Raw genomic sequence first — 18,316 nt, forward strand, 5'->3', positions numbered from 1 at the left:
AATGTGAAATTAACCTCAAAAGGCGACCAATTTATAAGTTGCGTGATATACTCCGCGGCTTATTACAATTTAATCAATAAATACGGAAGGAAATTCCCTTGCAAGACGAACAATTAAAAGCCTTTATTATTAATCAACTTGAAGACATGAAAGCAAAAGAGATCGTAACCATTGATGTTGCAGATATCTCTGATGTGACTGATACATTAATCATCTGTACTGGTACTTCAAAACGCCATGTACGTTCAATTGCAGAGCAAACAGCACTGGCTGCAAAAAATGCTGGCGAAGTACCATTAGGTGTTGAAGGCATTGAAGGCAGTGAATGGGTACTGATTGATTTGAGTAATGTTGTAGTGCATGTAATGCAAGATGAGACTCGCCAATTCTATCAATTAGAAAAGTTATGGACTGAAACAGCATAATGAAAATTCAGCTAATTGCAGTGGGTACTAAAATGCCTGACTGGGTTGAAAAAGGTTATCTTGAATACGCGCGACGCTTCCCGAAAGAGATGCAACTTGAGTTACTGGAAATTAACGCAGGTAAACGTGGTAAAAATGCAGACATTAAACGCATTTTAAAAAAAGAAGGTGAACTAACCTTAGAAGCGATCCCAAAAGGTAACAAAATTGTCACGCTGGAAGTGACAGGGAAATCGTGGACCACCGAGCAATTAGCGAGTGAAATGACTAAATGGCAGCATGATGGGCGCAACATTAGTTTGTTAATCGGCGGCCCTGAAGGACTCGCTCCAGAATGTATCAAATTATCTGAACAACGCTGGTCACTTTCTGCATTAACATTACCGCATCCCTTAGTTCGTATTATTGTTGCAGAGAGCTTATACCGTGCGTTTACGCTAACTATTAATCATCCTTACCATAGAGAGTAGATGGTGAAAAGAAAACGTAATAGCATCCGTAACCACAGTGCTGAGTCTGCCCTTTTTATGCGCAGAACCATTGTGGTTTTTCTTGGGATCTTACTTGCGGTAGCTGTTTTATTTACTAACTTGTATTACCTGCAAATTAACTCCTTTGATACTTATAAAACTCGCTCCAATGCAAATCGAATCAGCGTTCAAACTGTCCCACCCAATCGTGGTTTAATCTATGATAGAAATGGGGTGATTTTAGCAGAGAACCGCCCTGTATATAGCCTGCAAGTTATTGCTAATAAAGCAAATGACTTAAAAAATGATATTAAACGCTTAACCAAACTTCTCTCCTTAACCGATGATGAAATCGAGAAATTTAACAAAAGTAACCGTTACTCTCGATCTTTTAAAGCGATCACCATACGCGATCAACTGACGCCTGAAGAAGTGGCACTGTTTACGGTTAACCAACATCTTTTTAAAGGCTTTTCGATCCAAGCCAGTTTAAAACGCTATTACCCGTTTGGTAACGCCTTTACCCATGTCTTAGGCTACATTGCCAAAATCAATAACCGTGATTTAGAAAAAATTGAAGCAAAAGGTGAACGAGCACGATACCAAGGTACTCACTACATTGGTAAATTAGGTATTGAAAAATATTACGAGGATATTTTGCATGGTCAACCAGGACAACGCCAAGTAGAGGTTGATAGCTGGGGTAAAGTGATTCGCACTTTAAGCTTTACTGCCCCGACGCCAGGTAAAGATATTAAACTTAATATCGATATTAACTTACAACTTAAAGCGCAAGAGCTATTAGGTGATAACCGTGGTAGCATTATTTTAATGGAAGCCAAAACTGGTGCAATTTTAAGCCTAGTGTCAGCACCAAGTTACGATCCTAACCTGTTTGTTACAGGGATAAGCCAAAAGAAATACCAGGCATTATTAGAATCTCGTGATCGTCCATTAATCAATCGAGCAACTCAGGGACGCTACCCGCCAGCTTCAACGATCAAACCACAAATGGCATTATTAGCCTTAGATGAAAAAGTGATCACTGAAGAAACTAAAATATACGATCCAGGTTGGTGGATTGTACCAAACTCAAAACGCCGTTTTCGTGACTGGAAACGTTGGGGTCATGGTTTAGTTGATGTATTTCATGCTATTGAACAGAGCTGTGATACCTTTTTCTATGATACCTCTTATAAATTAGGAATAGATCGTATAGAACCGTTTATGCGTTTATTTGGTTTTGGTGAATACAGTGGGTTAGATCTTGCTGAAGAGACTAAAGCGATCATGCCATCTCGTGATTGGAAGCGTGAGCGCTTTAATCAACCTTGGTATGACGGTGATACCATCTCTATCGGTATTGGTCAGGGTTACTGGACAGTAACACCAATTCAATTAACCAAAGCGACAGCAATGTTAGCGAGACGTGGTGATAACATTAAACCACATATTTTACAGTCGATCATTTCAGCTGATGAAACAGTCACACCTGAATACGATACCAGTAAAAAAGTAACGCTGGCCAGTGAACGCTACTGGAATATTGCATTAGAAGCGATGCAAGGTGTAACCAGTAAACGACGTGGTACTGCATATCGTACATTTGGTGATGCGCCTTATACCGTTGCTGGTAAATCAGGTACAGCACAGGTAATTAACATTAAAGAAGATGAAGTTTATGATGCAGACAAAATCAGCGAGCGTCATCGTGATAATGCAATGTTTATTGCCTTTGCACCTTTTGAGTCACCTGAAATTGTTGCGACTGTCGTGCTAGAGAATGCGGGTGGCGGTAGTACCAACGCAGCCCCAATTGCTCGTGCACTATTTGATGAATACTTTAAAGCACAAGAACAAGTTTCACCTATACCAGCCACCTCTCCAGCGGATCAGTAAATATGGTTAGTACTCAAGCTCAAAAAAGCATTTTTTACCGTTTACATATCGACCCTTATCTTCTGTTGGGTCTATTTGCCTTAATGAGTATCAGCTTAACTGTATTATATTCGGTGGGTGGTTTGGATATGTTATATCGTCAAGTTACTCGTTTGGCGATAGCCCTTACAGTGATGATTTTTATCGCACAAATACCGCCTGAATGGTATCAACGTTGGACCCCCGCTATCTTCCTAGTCAGTGTTTTATTATTAATTGCAGTATTGGTTATTGGGCATACTGGTAAAGGAGCACAACGTTGGTTAGATTTAGGGTTTACCAAGTTCCAGCCTTCGGAAATAATGAAGCTGATCATGCCATTGATGGTAGCCTATTATGTTAGTCAATTCACCATGCCTACACGCTTTAAACAAGCCTTTATTGCCCTACTAATAGTAGTTATCCCAACTTTGTTAATCGCTAAACAGCCTGACTTAGGCACCTCAATTTTGGTTGCATCTTCCGGTATATTTGTCCTATTTTTATCGGGTGTTTCTTGGATATATATTGGCCTAGCTGTTGCTGCAGTATTAGCTTTTATTCCTATTCTGTGGTTCTTCTTAATGCTCGATTATCAACGAGGGCGTGTATTAACTCTATTAAATCCAGAAGCCGATCCACTGGGTGCGGGTTATCATATTATCCAATCAAAAATCGCAATCGGTTCAGGCGGACTTTGGGGTAAAGGTTGGATGCATGGAACACAATCACAACTAGAATTTTTACCTGAACGCCATACTGATTTTATTTTTTCAGTTTTTTCCGAAGAATTTGGATTTGTTGGTGTCCTACTGTTGTTAAGTATCTATATTTTCCTAATAACACGTGGTTTGATCATTGCGAATCAAGCACAAGATGCTTTTACTAAACTGATCGCAGGTAGTATCACACTAACCTTCTTTGTTTATGTTTTTGTAAATATAGGCATGGTGAGTGGCTTATTACCTGTAGTAGGTGTGCCATTGCCGATAGTTAGCTTTGGTGGTACCTCGATTGTAACTTTACTTGCAGGGTTTGGTATTTTAATGTCCATCCATACGCATAAACGATTTAATATAAAACGGTAGTTATATGATAAAACACCTGGTCACACTCTGTTTCGTCACCCTATTTTTAGCAGCATGTAGTAGTAATGAAACACAAAAATCCGATGATACTTATAATCAAGATACGGCAAATGGTCGATACCAATACAGTCAAGATCATGCACCCACAGAGATCCCACCATTAGATAATGTTGAAGATGCGGTGCCACGTTATGAACCTTACTCACGTGGTGGTAATAAAGATTACACAGTGCGTGGTGTTGATTATGAAGTATGGCGTGATATTACCAAATTGACACAACGTGGCGGGGCCTCTTGGTACGGTAATAAGTTTCATGGGCACTTAACCTCTAACGGCGAACGTTACAATATGTTCTCTATGAGTGCCGCACATAAAAATTTACCATTGCCTAGTTATGTGCAAGTCACTAATTTAGAAAACAATAAACAAATCATTGTACGAGTGAATGACCGAGGTCCTTTCCATGAAGGACGTATCATCGACCTTTCTTATGCGGCTGCGAACAAATTAGACATTATTAAAGCAGGAACTGGACAAGTTGAAATCAAGCTTCTGCATTTCCCTGAAGAAACAGACACTTCAACGCTTTATGAAGAACAAAGTGAAGCAGTGAATGGAAATTATAGTATTCAATACCTAGTAACTTCGAGCCCAGAAAAAGCCGAATTACTTACCCAAAAAGCCACACACAAATATCATGTCATGACTTACTTTGAACAGAAAGATGATCTGTATTATCTAAGAGTTGGCCCATTAAGTAGCCAAAGTAAAGCAGATAGACTCCTGTCAGAGATTCGTGATGAATATGAAAAAGCCTACATAATCCACACTAAATAACTTAACCGCTAAGTTATCTCTCGTCGCTTATTAGCTAGAAAAAATCCCAATGTTATCACTCTGATTGGGATTTTTTAATATTCTGTATAATGAATAACAAGACCTATTCGCCTGCTATTTTCATCTTCTTAATTAAGATTGAACCCGTTTTTAAACTACTTCTTGGATCTGTATCAGAGCCAATTGCACTGATATCCATGAACATCTCTTTCAAATTACCTGCAATAGTGATCTCATGCACAGGATAACTGATCACACCATTTTCTACCCAGAAACCTGCCGCACCACGAGAGTAATCTCCGGTTACCATGTTCACACCTTGTCCCATTAATTCAGTCACGTATAAACCAGTCCCCATCTCTTTCAAAATACCTGCTAAATCTAAGCCGTTATTTTTAACAAACCAGTTATGAATACCACCAGCGTGACCAGTGCTTTGTAAGCCCATTTTACGTGCAGCATAACCGGTTAATAAATACGTTTGTAAGAAACCATTATCAATAATATTTCGTTTTACAGTGCGTCCACCTTCGCTATCAAAAGGCGAGCTCGCAATACCTTTAACAATATGCGGGTCTTCTGTGATCGACATCCAATCAGGGAATACTTGAGTATCAATAGAGTCTAATAAGAAAGAAGATTTTTTGTAAAGACTTGCACCACTAATTGCACTCACTAAGTGACCAAATAACCCACTTGCCATTTCCGGACAAAAAACTACAGGGCTTTCTTGTGTTGCAATCTTACGAGCACCTAGGCGATCAACGGTTCGACTTACCGCTTGTTCCGCTACCCATTGTGCAGAATACAGATCATTAATATCACGCGCGCTGGTGTAACTGTAATCACGTTGCATCTCATCGTTTTCCTGTGCAATTAATACACAGCTTAAACTATGACGACTACTCGCATAACTCTCTAAAAAACCATTACTGTTACCGTATACCTGTAAGCTAGTATGGCTGTTCATGCCAGCACCATCGGAGTTAACAATACGTTTGTCAGTATTTAACGCAATATCTTCACATTGTTTAGCTAATGCTAATAATTGGTCGGTATTTTTATCACTTGGATGGTAAAGGTCTAAATCAAGTGGGTGAGTTTCTAACAGTTGTTTATCTAATAAACCTGCATATGGGTCTTGGCTGGTGTACTTCGCAATATCCACAGCTGCTTTTACACTTGCAGCAATCGCTTCCTCACTTAAATCTGCTGTAGAAGCACTCCCTTTACGATGATCAACATAAACGCTAATCCCCATTGCACCATCATGATTAAACTCAATATTCTCAACTTCACCTAAACGAGTGTTAACTGAAATACCAGCACTTTTTCCTAAAGCGACTTCAGCTTGGCTCACCCCTAAATCATTGGCAATATTAAGCGCCGTATTCACGGCTTTCTCTAGCAACTGTTTCTGTTCAATCATGTTCAAGCACCACAAGGTAAATAAATTTAAGATAAGAAATAATAACATGGATTAAGGTAAGCATCTTGTGATGATGTTATGATGCGCATAATTATTTAATCCCTAACGTGATAAACCAAAAGCTATGAATAAAAAAGTTGAAGAAATACTCGAAGAAGAAGAGATCAGTAAGTCGCAAATTAAACGTGAAGCAGAAGCTTTAAAGGATATTGGTCGTCAACTTGTGGCATTAAATGCTAAGCAACTTGCACAAATTCCGGCAAGCGATACCTTAATGGAAGGTATCAAAGTAGCTCATAAAATTGCTAACAAACATGAAGCATTACGCCGACAGTTACAATACATAGGCAAAGTGTTACGTACTGAAGACATGGAAAAAATCACGGCTAAATTAGATATCTTAAATGATAACAACCGTAAACGTACTCATGCAATTGCTCACCTAGAGTTGTTAACAGAACAGATGATTGAACTGGGCGATCCAAAAATCAATGATGCCCTAGAGATGTACCCGCAACTTGAACGTCAAAAGCTACGCCAGTTAGTACGTCAAGCCAATAAAGAGAAGAAATTAGAAAAACCAGCTAAAACAGCCAAAGAGTTATTTGTCTACTTAAAAACTAACTGTTTATAGTGATACCAACTTTACACCTTAACGAAAAAAGCCAGAATCATCATTATTCTGGCTTTTTTATAGGTATATTTTATAGATACTGTTTAATTCGTTCCGCCTACGGTTAATTGATCAATTTTCAATGATGGTTGACCCACTCCCACTGGTAAGCTCTGCCCTTCTTTACCACAAACACCTACGCCTGGGTCTAAACACATATTATTCGCAACCATTGAGATTTTCTGCATTGCATCAAAGCCATTACCAATTAAGGTAGCACCCTTAATTGGCGCGGTAATTTTACCATCTTCAATCAAGTAAGCTTCAGAGGCTGAGAACACAAATTTACCCGAGGTAATATCCACTTGACCACCACCAAAATTAGGTGCGTAGATACCTTTTTTAACACTTTCGATTAACTCTTCATGTTGGTATTCACCATTTAACATAAAGGTATTAGTCATACGTGGCATTGGTAAATGAGCATAAGATTCACGACGTCCGTTTCCGGTTGGGTCGACTCCCATTAAACGCGCATTTAATTTATCCTGCATATACCCTTTTAAAATACCATTTTCGATCAATACATTACGTTGACCTTTAGTCCCTTCATCATCGATATTAACCGAACCACGACGGTCTGCAATACTACCATCATCAATAACCGTACAGTGTTTAGAAGCAACCTGTTGACCGATTTTACCTGAAAATGCCGAAGACCCCTTACGATTGAAGTCACCTTCTAACCCATGCCCCACTGCTTCATGCAATAGTACACCAGGCCAACCAGCACCTACAATCACCGGCATTGCTCCAGCAGGTGCCGCAATCGCTTCAATATTGATTAATGCTTGTCGTACAGCCTGGCGAGCATAACCAAACGCTTTTAATTCACCTTCTTGCGTATCAGTGAAATAGTCAAGGTCAAATCGACCACCACCACCAGCGCTGCCACGTTCACGTTTACCGTTCTTTTCAATTAACACAGAGCAACTAAAGCGAATTAAAGGACGCACATCCGATGCTAAAGTACCATCGTTAGCCGCGACTAAGATCTCTTCGTAAACAGCATTTAATGACACTGTTACTTCAGTCACTGCAGGATCTAAAGCACGCGCAAAACTATCAACTTGCTTTAGCAGTTCGATCTTTTTATCACGACTCATGCTTTGTAAAGGATCAGCAGAACCATAATAAAGCGGCTGTGCCGATGGTATAATCAACTTAACGCTTTTTTCTTGACCTGAGTTAGCAATACTTTTCGCAGCATTTGCAGCTTCAGCAATAGCACTTTTAGAAATATGATCAGAATAAGCAAAGCCAGTTTTTTCACCAGAAACAGCACGGATACCGACCCCTTTCTCAATGTTATAACTGCCTTCTTTAACAATACCGTCTTCTAATAACCAAGACTCATGTCGGCTGGCTTGAAAATAAAAATCTGCGTAATCAATTTGTGCTCCCGATATCTGACTAAGCTGTGATTCGAGATCACTAATTTGCATCTCCGCAGGGGCTAAAAAATTGTTTACGACTTGTTCAAAAGACATTAAAGATCCTTATTTATAAATACTATTAAATCGATTGTGTTGCTGTACCGGCATTTTCTTTCTAATTTGATTAACATCTTGTAATGAAAAATCCGCTTGTACCGAGCCATTGCCAGTTGTTAATTGCGCAACAAGCATTCCCCAAGCATCTACAATCATTGAGTGTCCATAGGTATAACGCGTTGCATGCTCTGGCTGATGTACAAAGTGCACTCCACCTTGGTTAGCCGCTAGCATATAACATTGTGTTTCTATGGCACGTGCTTGTAATAACGCTTGCCAATGCGCTTCTCCCGTCACTTGGGTAAAGGCCGCAGGTAAGATAATAATCTCAGCACCCTGTTCTCTGAGCTGCTGGAATAATCCTGGAAAACGTAAATCATAACATATTGCTAAACCAACTTTAGCAAAACCACAATCCACGACCTTAACCTGCTCCCCAGGAATAAAGGTATCCGATTCTCTGTAAGCGCCCTGTGCATCTTCTACATCCGCGTCAAACAAATGTATCTTATGATAATGCTCTAGTAGCAGGCCCTGTGGAGAATACACTAAGCAGGTGGTGTAAATTTTATCTTGTTGCTCGCTTTTAATCGGGAAACTGCCGCAAATCAAGGTGCATGAATAGGTTTTAGCCAATTCAGATAAACGGTGTTGCACATTACCATCACCTAGCGTTTCAGCTTTTAATAAATAATTATCTCGGCTACCAAAGCATAATGCGTTTTCAGGTAATAAAACTAAGTGATTCACTCCCGAATCTAAATTTAACGCATCAAGTTGTTCTATTACTTGCTCAAAATTATGTTCAATGCAGTCACTGCTAATAATTTGAACCGCGGTTAACTTGCAAGCTTGACTATCATTACTCATCTCATTACTCCTTAACAGAGCTGCTGTTAGTTGTATTGTTAGCTTGGTTATCTTCTAATTTTTCTAATACTTCACTATTTTGTAATTTAACTGAGCCTTTTAATCTATCTTCAATGGTTATTTTAGGGTCAGAAATAGGTCCTTTAGCTGAAAAATCAACACGAACAATAGTATCGACTACAGGCTCCAAAATTTTAGTCAACATCAATACTGCTGCACCGGTTAATGGGTTAATAGCAAAGGCAGCTAACACCGGTAAACTAGAAGTCACTGCCGGGCTATAACTGAAACGATAATTAACATTCAGGTTAGGTAAATCAATTAAACCCGTTCCCGAAATTTTACCCGCAGAGCCATCTAAGAAGTAATCATCATTTTTAAAAATACCATTAGTGATGGTAGCCGATAACGACATGGTATCGAACCCTAAACCTTTAGAAAATACATTGTCGAATTCAATATTTAGACTGCGACGAATCGCATCCAAACTTAAAAAGCTTAGTAGTCGAGCGCCTTTATCATCCACTTCCGTGATTTGGCCATCTTCAACATCCACGGTCAAATCACCATTCAACGAATCAAAGTTAAATTGCCATGGTGCACCAACCCAGTTTAAAGCGCCATTCACTTCACTTTCTTGGTAATTCATTGGGCTTTTATAACCTAAACGGCGCACAATATTTGTTTGGCTACTGCCCTTGGCATCAAAAATAATATTAGTGCGGCGTTGATCCCATACTCCTGAAATATTAGTCGCTTGTTGCTCTTCCCCGAGTTGTACATAATCGATGTTGTAACGGGACTTACTTGGGAATACATGTGCTTTCAATGGAGAGAAGGACATTTGATTATAAATACACACGACGCACTCTAAAAACACCTCAGGGTAGTCTAAGCGTAAGTTATCGCTAGGCTCAACTAAAGTTGCTGACTCTTGTTGTACAAAAGAATCTTTTAATGCATCCATATCTAAAGATTGAAAGTTCATCTTTTGAATATTGATATCATATCGATCAGGGACGCCTTTACGGTACTCCAAATTTGCTAATAGATCATCGCCTTTAACATTAATGGCAAGCTTCTTACCCGACTGTTGTAAATCCGTAGACAAGTTAACAATAGGCTGTTCGAATAATTCAGCATGCTTAACATCTAGATAAAGATGATCGAGATTAAATAATGTATCACTATCATCTGTACCTTGCTTAGCTTGTAAGTGTTCTTTAATTACACTAACCCAAGGCGTTAGGTTCACTCGAGATTCATTAATACGAACGATTTGCTTACTTTTATCAATAGGTAAATTTAAGTCATTACCTAAGCCGAGATAAAAGTATTTAAGCTTTGTTTGTTGGTCTGGGTAATACAATTCACCCGCTGATTTTAATTTATTTGAAATTAACGCATCCCAACGAATACCATCTGCATCACCGTTGACGTTAACTTTAGTCGGCCAAGACTGCAGCGCATTTTTATTGTAAGGTGCAGGCAGGTTAATTTTAGTGCCCTGTAGAGGAGATGTAAGGTAAACACCAAATTTATACTTATCTTGCTGTTGACTGAAATTAACTTGGCCTTGCCAATCTAAATTACCACTTAGTTGTAAAGGCAGCAATGAGGGTTGTTCACGGCTTAATTTACTCATGTCCCATTGACCAAATAAACTGACCAATAATTGATATTTACTGTCATTTTCATTACTAGAAAATGAAAAATTGACCGGTTGATCAAATAATTTTGCTGTTAACCCATCACCTGTAAAATTCTCATCAGTAAAACTAAAGCTACCCTGCGTATTTTCTAGTAACAGATTTGTTTCATCACTAAGCTTAATATTGACATCATTGCCATCAAGGTTAAATTGACCTTTAACTTGTGTTTGACCGTTGTCTGTAGAAAATGGAATATTTAACGTTAACTTACCTTGTAAGTTATCCTGAATCTGTAAGGTATCGGCGACTTGCGTTAGGCTATCTTTAATCGGTGATTTAAGCAGATACTGCATAATAGAGTCTGCTTTTTGGTCGATATCGGCTTCAATATTTATACCGCCATTACTAGACAGAGTAGCAATCTTAGCTGACAATTTATCAACCTTCATGCTGCCCAGTTTAGCTTTCTCACTTTCCATCAGTAATGAGTCATTTTCAAATAACAAGTCTAGATCTAAATCATACAAACCTTGCCATTCTTCAAAAAAATCATACTGGGCATTTTTGATTGGGATAAAAGCTTGGAAAATACCCTCTTGTTGTTTAAATGGGTATGCATTTAAAGGGCCATTCCACAACACTTTCGCACCATCTGCAGAGCCTTGTTGAATCGCTGACTGTAAATAACTGAAGACATCTTTACCCATTGCTTTCACTGGAAAGTAATGTTGAGCCTTACTTGCATCATTTAAAGAGGCGTAAGAATAAAGGCGTAAATAAGGGCTGGATGCTTGTTCATTTTCAGTTGTATCAGGATCACTTGGAGATACTAAATCATCACTGTTATTTGGTAAAAAAAGTGAAAATTGCGTGGTGCTTTTCAAGTCATCAGTATCAAGAAGAAATTGATTGCTGGCTAAAGTGACGCCAGTGGAATTAACTTTCCAATGCAGGTCAATATCAGCTTTTTGTAAAGGCATTGAACGATTAAATTGTCCATCAAAAGTAATACGTTGTGGATCAAGTAGAATCGATGCATGACCACTATCTTGGTCAGCAGTCACCTTAATATTCGCATTGCTCACCCCAGGGATTATATCGTGAGCTTGATTACTAAAATCATCAATATGTGCACTCACCGTCATTTGCCCAATCGGGTTAAAATGCATATCCAATTTACTCAATTTACCGCCTAACTCTAAATCAGCAACATAGTTAATCTGCTGTTCAGAAAGGGATGAAAATAATAAACCAAAGGGAGTAATCGCATTAATATTAATCCCCTTAAGATCAAACTGACCAAAACGACCAATATCACCATGACCTGCAATATTCACATCATTTAACGGTGTATAGTTATGGGTAATATTTAAATCATAACTATCAAACAACCAATGCTGGTCGTCATAGCTAAACTGAAATAAACCATCATTAATTTGCCAACTTTCAGATTCACCTAACAATGTCCAAGCGATTTCGGAGTTGTCCCAGTGCAATTGCATATTCTTAAAACCATTAACATCAAAATCACTCCATAAACGAAACGACACAACGGCAGAAGTAAGATCGGCTAACGGGTTAATCTGTGGTTTTAAATACTCAGTGGCATTAAGGTTCTCTGCTTGAGCATACAAGCGCCCTACTAAGTTATCAGGAGTGCCTTCAGCATCACCAGTAACATCAATAATAAACTCTAAAGTATTCTCACCTAGCGTATTAGGCAATGACGCTTTACCAACACCTTGATGTTGCTGACCGTCATTTAACCAGCTCAAATCCTGGATTAGAATAGTTTTTTGGTTATAGAGGTGGTCAGTAAAACGGATACGACTTTCGGTAATAGAAAAAGAGCTTAATCGGAGTAGCAGGATATTTTTCAAAGAGGCTAAGGTGCCCTGAGATCCAGCTTCATCAGACTCGGAAGTTGATAACTGACCAATGCGTTCGACATCTAACGCCGATTTAAGCAATAAATCAGCACCCTTGATCGAGATATCATTAAAGATCAGCTGTTGCTTTTGTAAACTTTCTAAAAAATCTAAATGTAAAAATAGGTTATTAATTTTTAATTCGAAGGGTAAAACATCGGTTTCAGTGAAGGTGACATTATTTAAGGTGAGCACTAGACCGGAGAAGTCGATCCCTGCTGAAACTTTATCGGCATCGACATTAATATCGTGCTCTGCAGCAACCCACTCAACAAGTTGTGCTTTATAGTCTTCGACTCCATTAATTGCAAAACGGGCAGCGGTTAATAATACCGCTAAGACAATTAAAGTCACCACCAGCAAGACTATCAAGCATTTTAAACATCTTAATGTAAAATGTTTCAAAAATGAGAACCCATTTACCATCCTTTTACTGTATAACAAGTGGCGGTCAAGCCAGTAGTGACGCACTATTATTAACGATTAAGCTAGCTATCAATCTTAATACGCTTTTCGATAAAAGCAATCACCTCAGAGGAGTCTATTAGATCATCACCACATCAAACTGCTCTGGTCCATACAGCGGCTCAGCATGAATTTCCACACGCTTCTGCATAAACACGATTAACTCACCTAAATTATAGGATTCATCACCTTTCAGCGCCTCTGCAACCGCCACTGATGCATATACAGCAAAACGCTCAGCAGAATAAGCACGGTCTACACGTAATATTTCACGTAATATCTCATAACATACTGTCTCGACAGTTTTCACATAACCGCGACCATTACAGGTTTTGCACTCACCACAGAAAATATGCTCAAGACTTTCGTGAGTACGCTTACGCGTCATTTCAATCAAACCTAATGGCGAGAAATCGTTAATATGGGTCTTTACGCGATCTTTTGCCAATGCTTGCTCTAAGCTATTAAATACTCGGCGACGATGCTCTAGCAATTTCATATCGATAAAGTCGAGTATGATTATACCGCCTAGATTACGTAACCTTAATTGGCGAGCAATCGCTAAAGTCGCTTCAATATTGGTATTGAAAATAGTCTCTTCAAGATTGCGATGGCCAACAAATGCACCGGTATTAATATCTACAGTGGTCATAGCTTCCGTTTGATCAATAATCAAATACCCGCCAGATTTTAATTCCACTTTACGATTTAAGGCACGTTGCACTTCATTTTCTACATCAAACAGATCAAATATTGGGCTTTCACCAGCATAGTATTCAATCTTGCCTTCCAACTCAGGCACAAAATCGGCACTGAATTTAGATAACTCTTTAAAGCTCAATTTCGAATCGATACGTACTCGATCTATTTCGTTGCCTACAAAGTCTCGCAAAATACGAAATGCCAACCCTAAATCTTGATATAACATCTTATTCTTAGATTGCGTACGCTGTTTACGTGTGATGACTTTACGCCAAACACGCTGTAAAAAAGCCGCATCATTTCTTAATTCAGCTTCAGGAGCCCCTTCCGCTGCAGTACGAATGATAAAACCACCAAGGTCATCAACACAAGATTGTGTGATCTCCTTTAAACGCTCTCGCTCTTCAGCACTTTCAATGCGCTGTGATACCCCAACATGTTTGGTGTCAGGCATAAACACTAAATATCGTGAGGGTAAAGTAATATCCGTAGTTAAACGCGCGCCTTTTGTACCTAGCGGATCTTTTACAACTTGCACAATGATATTTTGTCCAGGCCTTACTAAGGTTGAAATATCAGCAACTTTAAATTTTTCTTTTTCCGGTCCAGTAAAACATTCCGCATGTAAATCGATATCAGATGCATGTAAAAAGGCAGCTTTTTCTAAACCAATGTCAACAAATGCAGCCTGCATCCCAGGTAATACGCGGGTCACTTTACCTTTGTAGATATTACCAGCAATACCTTTACTTACTTGACGCTCTATATGTAACTCTTGTAAAACACCACCTTCAATTAACGCAACACGCGTTTCTGTGGGGGTAATATTCATTAATAATTCAACAGACATGTTAAGCCTCTTCAAAGCGTTTAATAAGTTGTGCTGTTTCGTAAAGGGGTAACCCTACCACTGCACTATAACTACCCGAAATATGGGTGACGAATTGCCCTGCAATTCCTTGAATACCGTAACCACCGGCTTTATCTTTTGGCTCACCAGTATCCCAATAGTCTGAAATTTCTTGATCCGAGAGGATTTTAAATGTCACATCGGTAGTTACTAACTTAACCGCTTGTTGTTGTGCCGTGACTAACGCAACGGCCGTCAAGACTTGATGTGTATTACCCGATAACAAATGCATCATCTGTTGTGCATGCAGTTTGTCCTGTGGTTTCTCCATCACAATACCATCACACACCACAATCGTATCCGCACCTAACACCACGCCCTGCTGCTGATTATTAAGCAAACCCGCTAAGGCTTTTTCCAAAGCTAAACGTTGCACATAATGCTCGGCACTTTCTGCCACCTGCTGAGTTTCATCAATACCCGCTTTAATACGTTGATACTCAACATTAATTTGTGACAACAATTCACCGCGGCGCGGTGAGCCTGATGCTAAAAACAGTTTAAATGGCATTAACTCACCTTATAACGAACGCGCAAGTAGCGCATAAATAGAAAGAACCAAGGCCAAATCAACATGGAGGTAAAAATTGACCAGAAATAAGGTCGATGTAACACAATCTCTTGCATGCTGGAGGCTATCCAATACAAACCTAATTTCGCAATAAAGATAAAGACACCTAATAATAAAGTAGTCTGCACTAAGGTAAAATTACGAAAACGTTGGAAATTGATACTGGTTAAATACGCCAATAAAGAAAACAATAAACCATGGGTTCCTAATGTTGAGCCTAATAACAGGTCAAGTATCAAACCCAGTATAAAAGCATGCCCAATGTTCACTCTATGCGGTAACGCAATAATCCAATAGAAAATCACTAAAATCATCCAATTAGGACGAAATGCATTAAACATGATCGGTAACGGAAAAATATCCGCCACCAAGCAAACAAAGAAAGTGAGGTAGATAACTCTATAACTATTCAGCAGGGGCATCGAATTCTTCCGGAGAATCTAACGTTAAATCAGCATCGGCTAATGGGTCATCATTCCATAGTAGGAGTAAATAACGGCTTCTATCTAGGTCCGCAACAGGTGTCGCCGTAACTGTGGCATACAACTCACCTTCTTGGTAATCAAAACGGCTAATTTTAGCCACCGGATAACCTGCAGGAAAACGTCCGCCTAAACCAGAGGTTACTAATAAGTCACCCTCTTTGATATCTGCATTACTTTGTACAAAAGGCACCTTAAGTTGATCCCAAGCGCCACTACCATGTACGACAGCAATCACATCATTACGTTGAACTCGCACCGGTATACCATGTGTTGCATCGACAATTAACACAACTCGGCTAGTGGTACTACCCACTTGTGACACTTGCCCAACTACACCCTGCTCATTGATCACAGGTTGTCCTAAATACACACCATTCAATGCGCCTTTATCAATTAATAATTGATGCGTAAATGGGTCAGAGCGTAAACTCATCACTTCAGTAATCATACGTTTGTATTTAAACTGCCTTTCAGAATTTAATAGTTGGCGAAGTTGTTTATTTTCACTTTGTAACTGTCCTAATAAAAGGCGATCTGCTTTTAAGTGTAAATTGTCTTTTTCTAATTGTTGATTACGATCGACTAACGCTTGTCTTGTCATGATGTTTTCAGAAAATGAACTGAATATTTTCTGTGGCGCATCGGCAACATATTGGATAGGTGAAACGATCGAATTTAAATAAACACGAGCCGAAGAGAATAAATTGAACTGACTGTCAGCGATCATCAAACCGATACAACAGGCTATCACAATGGATAGCCTAAGTACGAAGGAAGGACCGCGGGTAAAAATTGGTTTCATGGGGGTTTCTATTGAATGTTAACGCAGGAATCAACCTGCGTTAATTGATATCAATCTCCGTTAAAGACATCACCACCATGTGTATCGATCATCTCTAATGCCATACCGCCACCACGTGCAACACAGGTAAGAGGATCATCAGCAACAATCACAGGGATGCCAGATTCTTCAGACAACAGACGATCAAGTTCGCATAATAATGCACCACCACCTGTTAGGACCATACCTTGCTCAGCGATATCAGCTGCAAGCTCTGGTGGCGTTTTCTCTAATGCTAACATCACAGCTGAAACAATACCGCTTAATGGCTCTTGTAATGCTTCTAAGATTTCATTGCTGTTTAATGTAAAGCTGCGAGGAACACCTTCAGCAACGTTTACACCACGTACTTCAATCTCTTTAACTTCATCAATTGGATAAGCAATAGCAATACTGTGTTTGATGCGTTCAGCAGTAATTTCACCAATAGTACAACCGTAGTTACGACGCACATAATTGATAATAGCCTCATCAAATTTATCACCACCAATACGAACAGAGGCTGAATAAACGATACCATTTAATGAGATAACAGCAACTTCAGTAGTACCACCACCGATATCAACAACCATTGAACCTTTTGCTTCAGAGACAGGCATGCCTGCACCAATTGCTGCAGCCATTGGCTCATCAATTAAAAATACATCGCGTGCGCCAGCACCCATTGCAGATTCACGAATAGCACGACGTTCGACTTGTGTAGAGCCACAAGGCACACAAACTAAAACACGAGGGCTAGGACGCATAAAGCTATTGTTATGCACTTGTTTGATAAAATGTTGTAACATTTTTTCAGTGATATAGAAGTCAGCAATGACACCGTCTTTCATTGGACGAATTGCTTGAATGTTGCCAGGCGTTTTACCTAACATCTGCTTTGCAGCACTACCTACAGCGGCAACCCTTTTGCCATTTTTATCCATTCGAATTGCAACTACAGAAGGCTCATCCAAGACTATACCTTGGTCTTTTACATAAATAAGGGTATTTGCAGTTCCTAAATCGATTGATAAATCGTTAGAAAACATACCGCGGAACATTTTAAACATGAATATTTCCAAAAGAAGCGAATAAAAGTAATTCGCGTACTCTACCAACCCGCTAAAAATACAGCAAGAAAAGAAAGTGAAAAGCTTGCTTTTACTAGCATTAGCGAGCGCAAATTAGTTATTTTGATTACCGTCAAAGGATTACCAAGATAACATTTAACTATCAGCTTATTTTTCAACCAACAAAAAGCTGAATATACCTGTCGGTACACTTATACCAATTATAATAAATAAGCGCGCTAAATTTTGCATAGAAAAAATAACTTAGTTCAAGGCTTAAATTGAGCCTTTCGAAAATTAACTTCGTTAATCGTCTGCCGGAGAATTAACAAAAAGGAGATTAATTCTTGGGTGATGGTTCTCTTTACGAAATTTACAACGAAGAAATAAGTTATTTTAACAAGTAAATTAGCTCCGTTAATTAGTCTGGTTGGTATTAACTAAGCAGACACAAAGAAGCACAAATAGTTTCTTCTTTTAAGTGAATGTTTAGTTATAAAAAAACCTACC

15 protein-coding genes are annotated in these 18,316 nt (G+C 39.1%); 6 read left to right on the forward strand and 9 right to left on the reverse strand.

Features of this window, described 5'->3' with window-relative positions:
• The first annotated feature begins 98 nt into the window (after window positions 1-98).
• Genes rsfS through OW492_RS09835 form a run of 5 tightly spaced genes read left to right on the forward strand, consistent with a single transcriptional unit; the run spans window position 99 to window position 4,738 of the window.
• On the forward strand, window positions 99-425 hold the full coding sequence (gene rsfS, locus OW492_RS09815) for a ribosome silencing factor (RefSeq protein ID WP_290039781.1): 327 nt from the start codon (window positions 99-101) through the stop codon (window positions 423-425).
• Window positions 425-895 carry a 23S rRNA (pseudouridine(1915)-N(3))-methyltransferase RlmH gene (rlmH, locus tag OW492_RS09820; protein WP_290039782.1) on the forward strand — a complete coding sequence of 157 codons (471 nt, stop codon included), beginning with the start codon at window positions 425-427 and terminating at the stop codon, window positions 893-895. The genes rsfS and rlmH overlap by 1 nt, the downstream gene beginning before the upstream one ends.
• Window positions 896-2,794 carry a penicillin-binding protein 2 gene (gene mrdA / locus OW492_RS09825; protein WP_290039783.1) on the forward strand — a complete coding sequence of 633 codons (1,899 nt, stop codon included), beginning with the start codon at window positions 896-898 and terminating at the stop codon, window positions 2,792-2,794.
• Window positions 2,795-2,796: 2 nt separating this feature from the next.
• Window positions 2,797-3,900 (forward strand): rod shape-determining protein RodA, encoded by a 1,104-nt coding sequence (gene rodA / locus OW492_RS09830; protein ID WP_290039784.1) that lies wholly within the window; start codon window positions 2,797-2,799, stop codon window positions 3,898-3,900.
• 4 nt (window positions 3,901-3,904) lie between these two features.
• The gene (locus OW492_RS09835) at window positions 3,905-4,738 is read left to right on the forward strand and encodes a septal ring lytic transglycosylase RlpA family protein (RefSeq protein ID WP_290039785.1); all 834 of its coding nucleotides are present in this window, start codon (window positions 3,905-3,907) and stop codon (window positions 4,736-4,738) included.
• A 103-nt stretch (window positions 4,739-4,841) separates the two neighbouring features.
• On the opposite strand, the gene pmbA is transcribed toward OW492_RS09835, so the two are convergent.
• Complete coding sequence (pmbA, locus tag OW492_RS09840) at window positions 4,842-6,167, reverse strand: metalloprotease PmbA (protein WP_290039786.1); 1,326 nt, start codon at window positions 6,165-6,167, stop codon at window positions 4,842-4,844.
• 124 nt (window positions 6,168-6,291) lie between these two features.
• Here pmbA and yjgA point away from each other — a divergent pair, with 124 nt between their 5' ends.
• Entirely contained in the window at window positions 6,292-6,801 is a 510-nt protein-coding gene (gene yjgA / locus OW492_RS09845) for a ribosome biogenesis factor YjgA (RefSeq protein ID WP_290039787.1), read from the forward strand.
• Window positions 6,802-6,884: 83 nt separating this feature from the next.
• Here the strand turns inward: yjgA and tldD are convergent, their stop codons facing one another.
• From tldD to OW492_RS09885, 8 genes are all read right to left on the reverse strand, one after another.
• Window positions 6,885-8,330, reverse strand: coding sequence for a metalloprotease TldD (gene tldD, locus OW492_RS09850; RefSeq protein ID WP_290039788.1), 1,446 nt, complete (start codon window positions 8,328-8,330; stop codon window positions 6,885-6,887).
• A 9-nt stretch (window positions 8,331-8,339) separates the two neighbouring features.
• Window positions 8,340-9,203 carry a carbon-nitrogen hydrolase family protein gene (locus OW492_RS09855; protein ID WP_290039789.1) on the reverse strand — a complete coding sequence of 288 codons (864 nt, stop codon included), beginning with the start codon at window positions 9,201-9,203 and terminating at the stop codon, window positions 8,340-8,342.
• Between the two features lie 4 nt (window positions 9,204-9,207).
• Window positions 9,208-13,209 (reverse strand): YhdP family protein, encoded by a 4,002-nt coding sequence (locus tag OW492_RS09860; protein WP_290039790.1) that lies wholly within the window; start codon window positions 13,207-13,209, stop codon window positions 9,208-9,210.
• A gap of 118 nt (window positions 13,210-13,327) precedes the next feature.
• Window positions 13,328-14,800 carry a ribonuclease G gene (rng, locus tag OW492_RS09865; protein ID WP_290039791.1) on the reverse strand — a complete coding sequence of 491 codons (1,473 nt, stop codon included), beginning with the start codon at window positions 14,798-14,800 and terminating at the stop codon, window positions 13,328-13,330.
• Between the two features lies 1 nt (window position 14,801).
• The gene (locus tag OW492_RS09870) at window positions 14,802-15,371 is read right to left on the reverse strand and encodes a Maf family protein (protein WP_290039792.1); all 570 of its coding nucleotides are present in this window, start codon (window positions 15,369-15,371) and stop codon (window positions 14,802-14,804) included.
• A complete protein-coding gene (mreD, locus tag OW492_RS09875; protein WP_290039793.1) occupies window positions 15,371-15,853 on the reverse strand; it encodes a rod shape-determining protein MreD in 483 nt (160 codons plus the stop codon). The genes OW492_RS09870 and mreD overlap by 1 nt, the downstream gene beginning before the upstream one ends.
• Window positions 15,837-16,718, reverse strand: a complete 882-nt coding sequence (mreC, locus tag OW492_RS09880) for a rod shape-determining protein MreC (protein WP_290039794.1) — start codon at window positions 16,716-16,718, stop codon at window positions 15,837-15,839. The genes mreD and mreC overlap by 17 nt, the downstream gene beginning before the upstream one ends.
• A gap of 50 nt (window positions 16,719-16,768) precedes the next feature.
• On the reverse strand, window positions 16,769-17,806 hold the full coding sequence (locus OW492_RS09885) for a rod shape-determining protein (protein WP_113819585.1): 1,038 nt from the start codon (window positions 17,804-17,806) through the stop codon (window positions 16,769-16,771).
• Window positions 17,807-18,316 lie beyond the last annotated feature (510 nt).

The organism is Psychromonas sp. 14N.309.X.WAT.B.A12 (genome assembly GCF_030397575.1).
Lineage (GTDB): Bacteria > Pseudomonadota > Gammaproteobacteria > Enterobacterales > Psychromonadaceae > Psychromonas.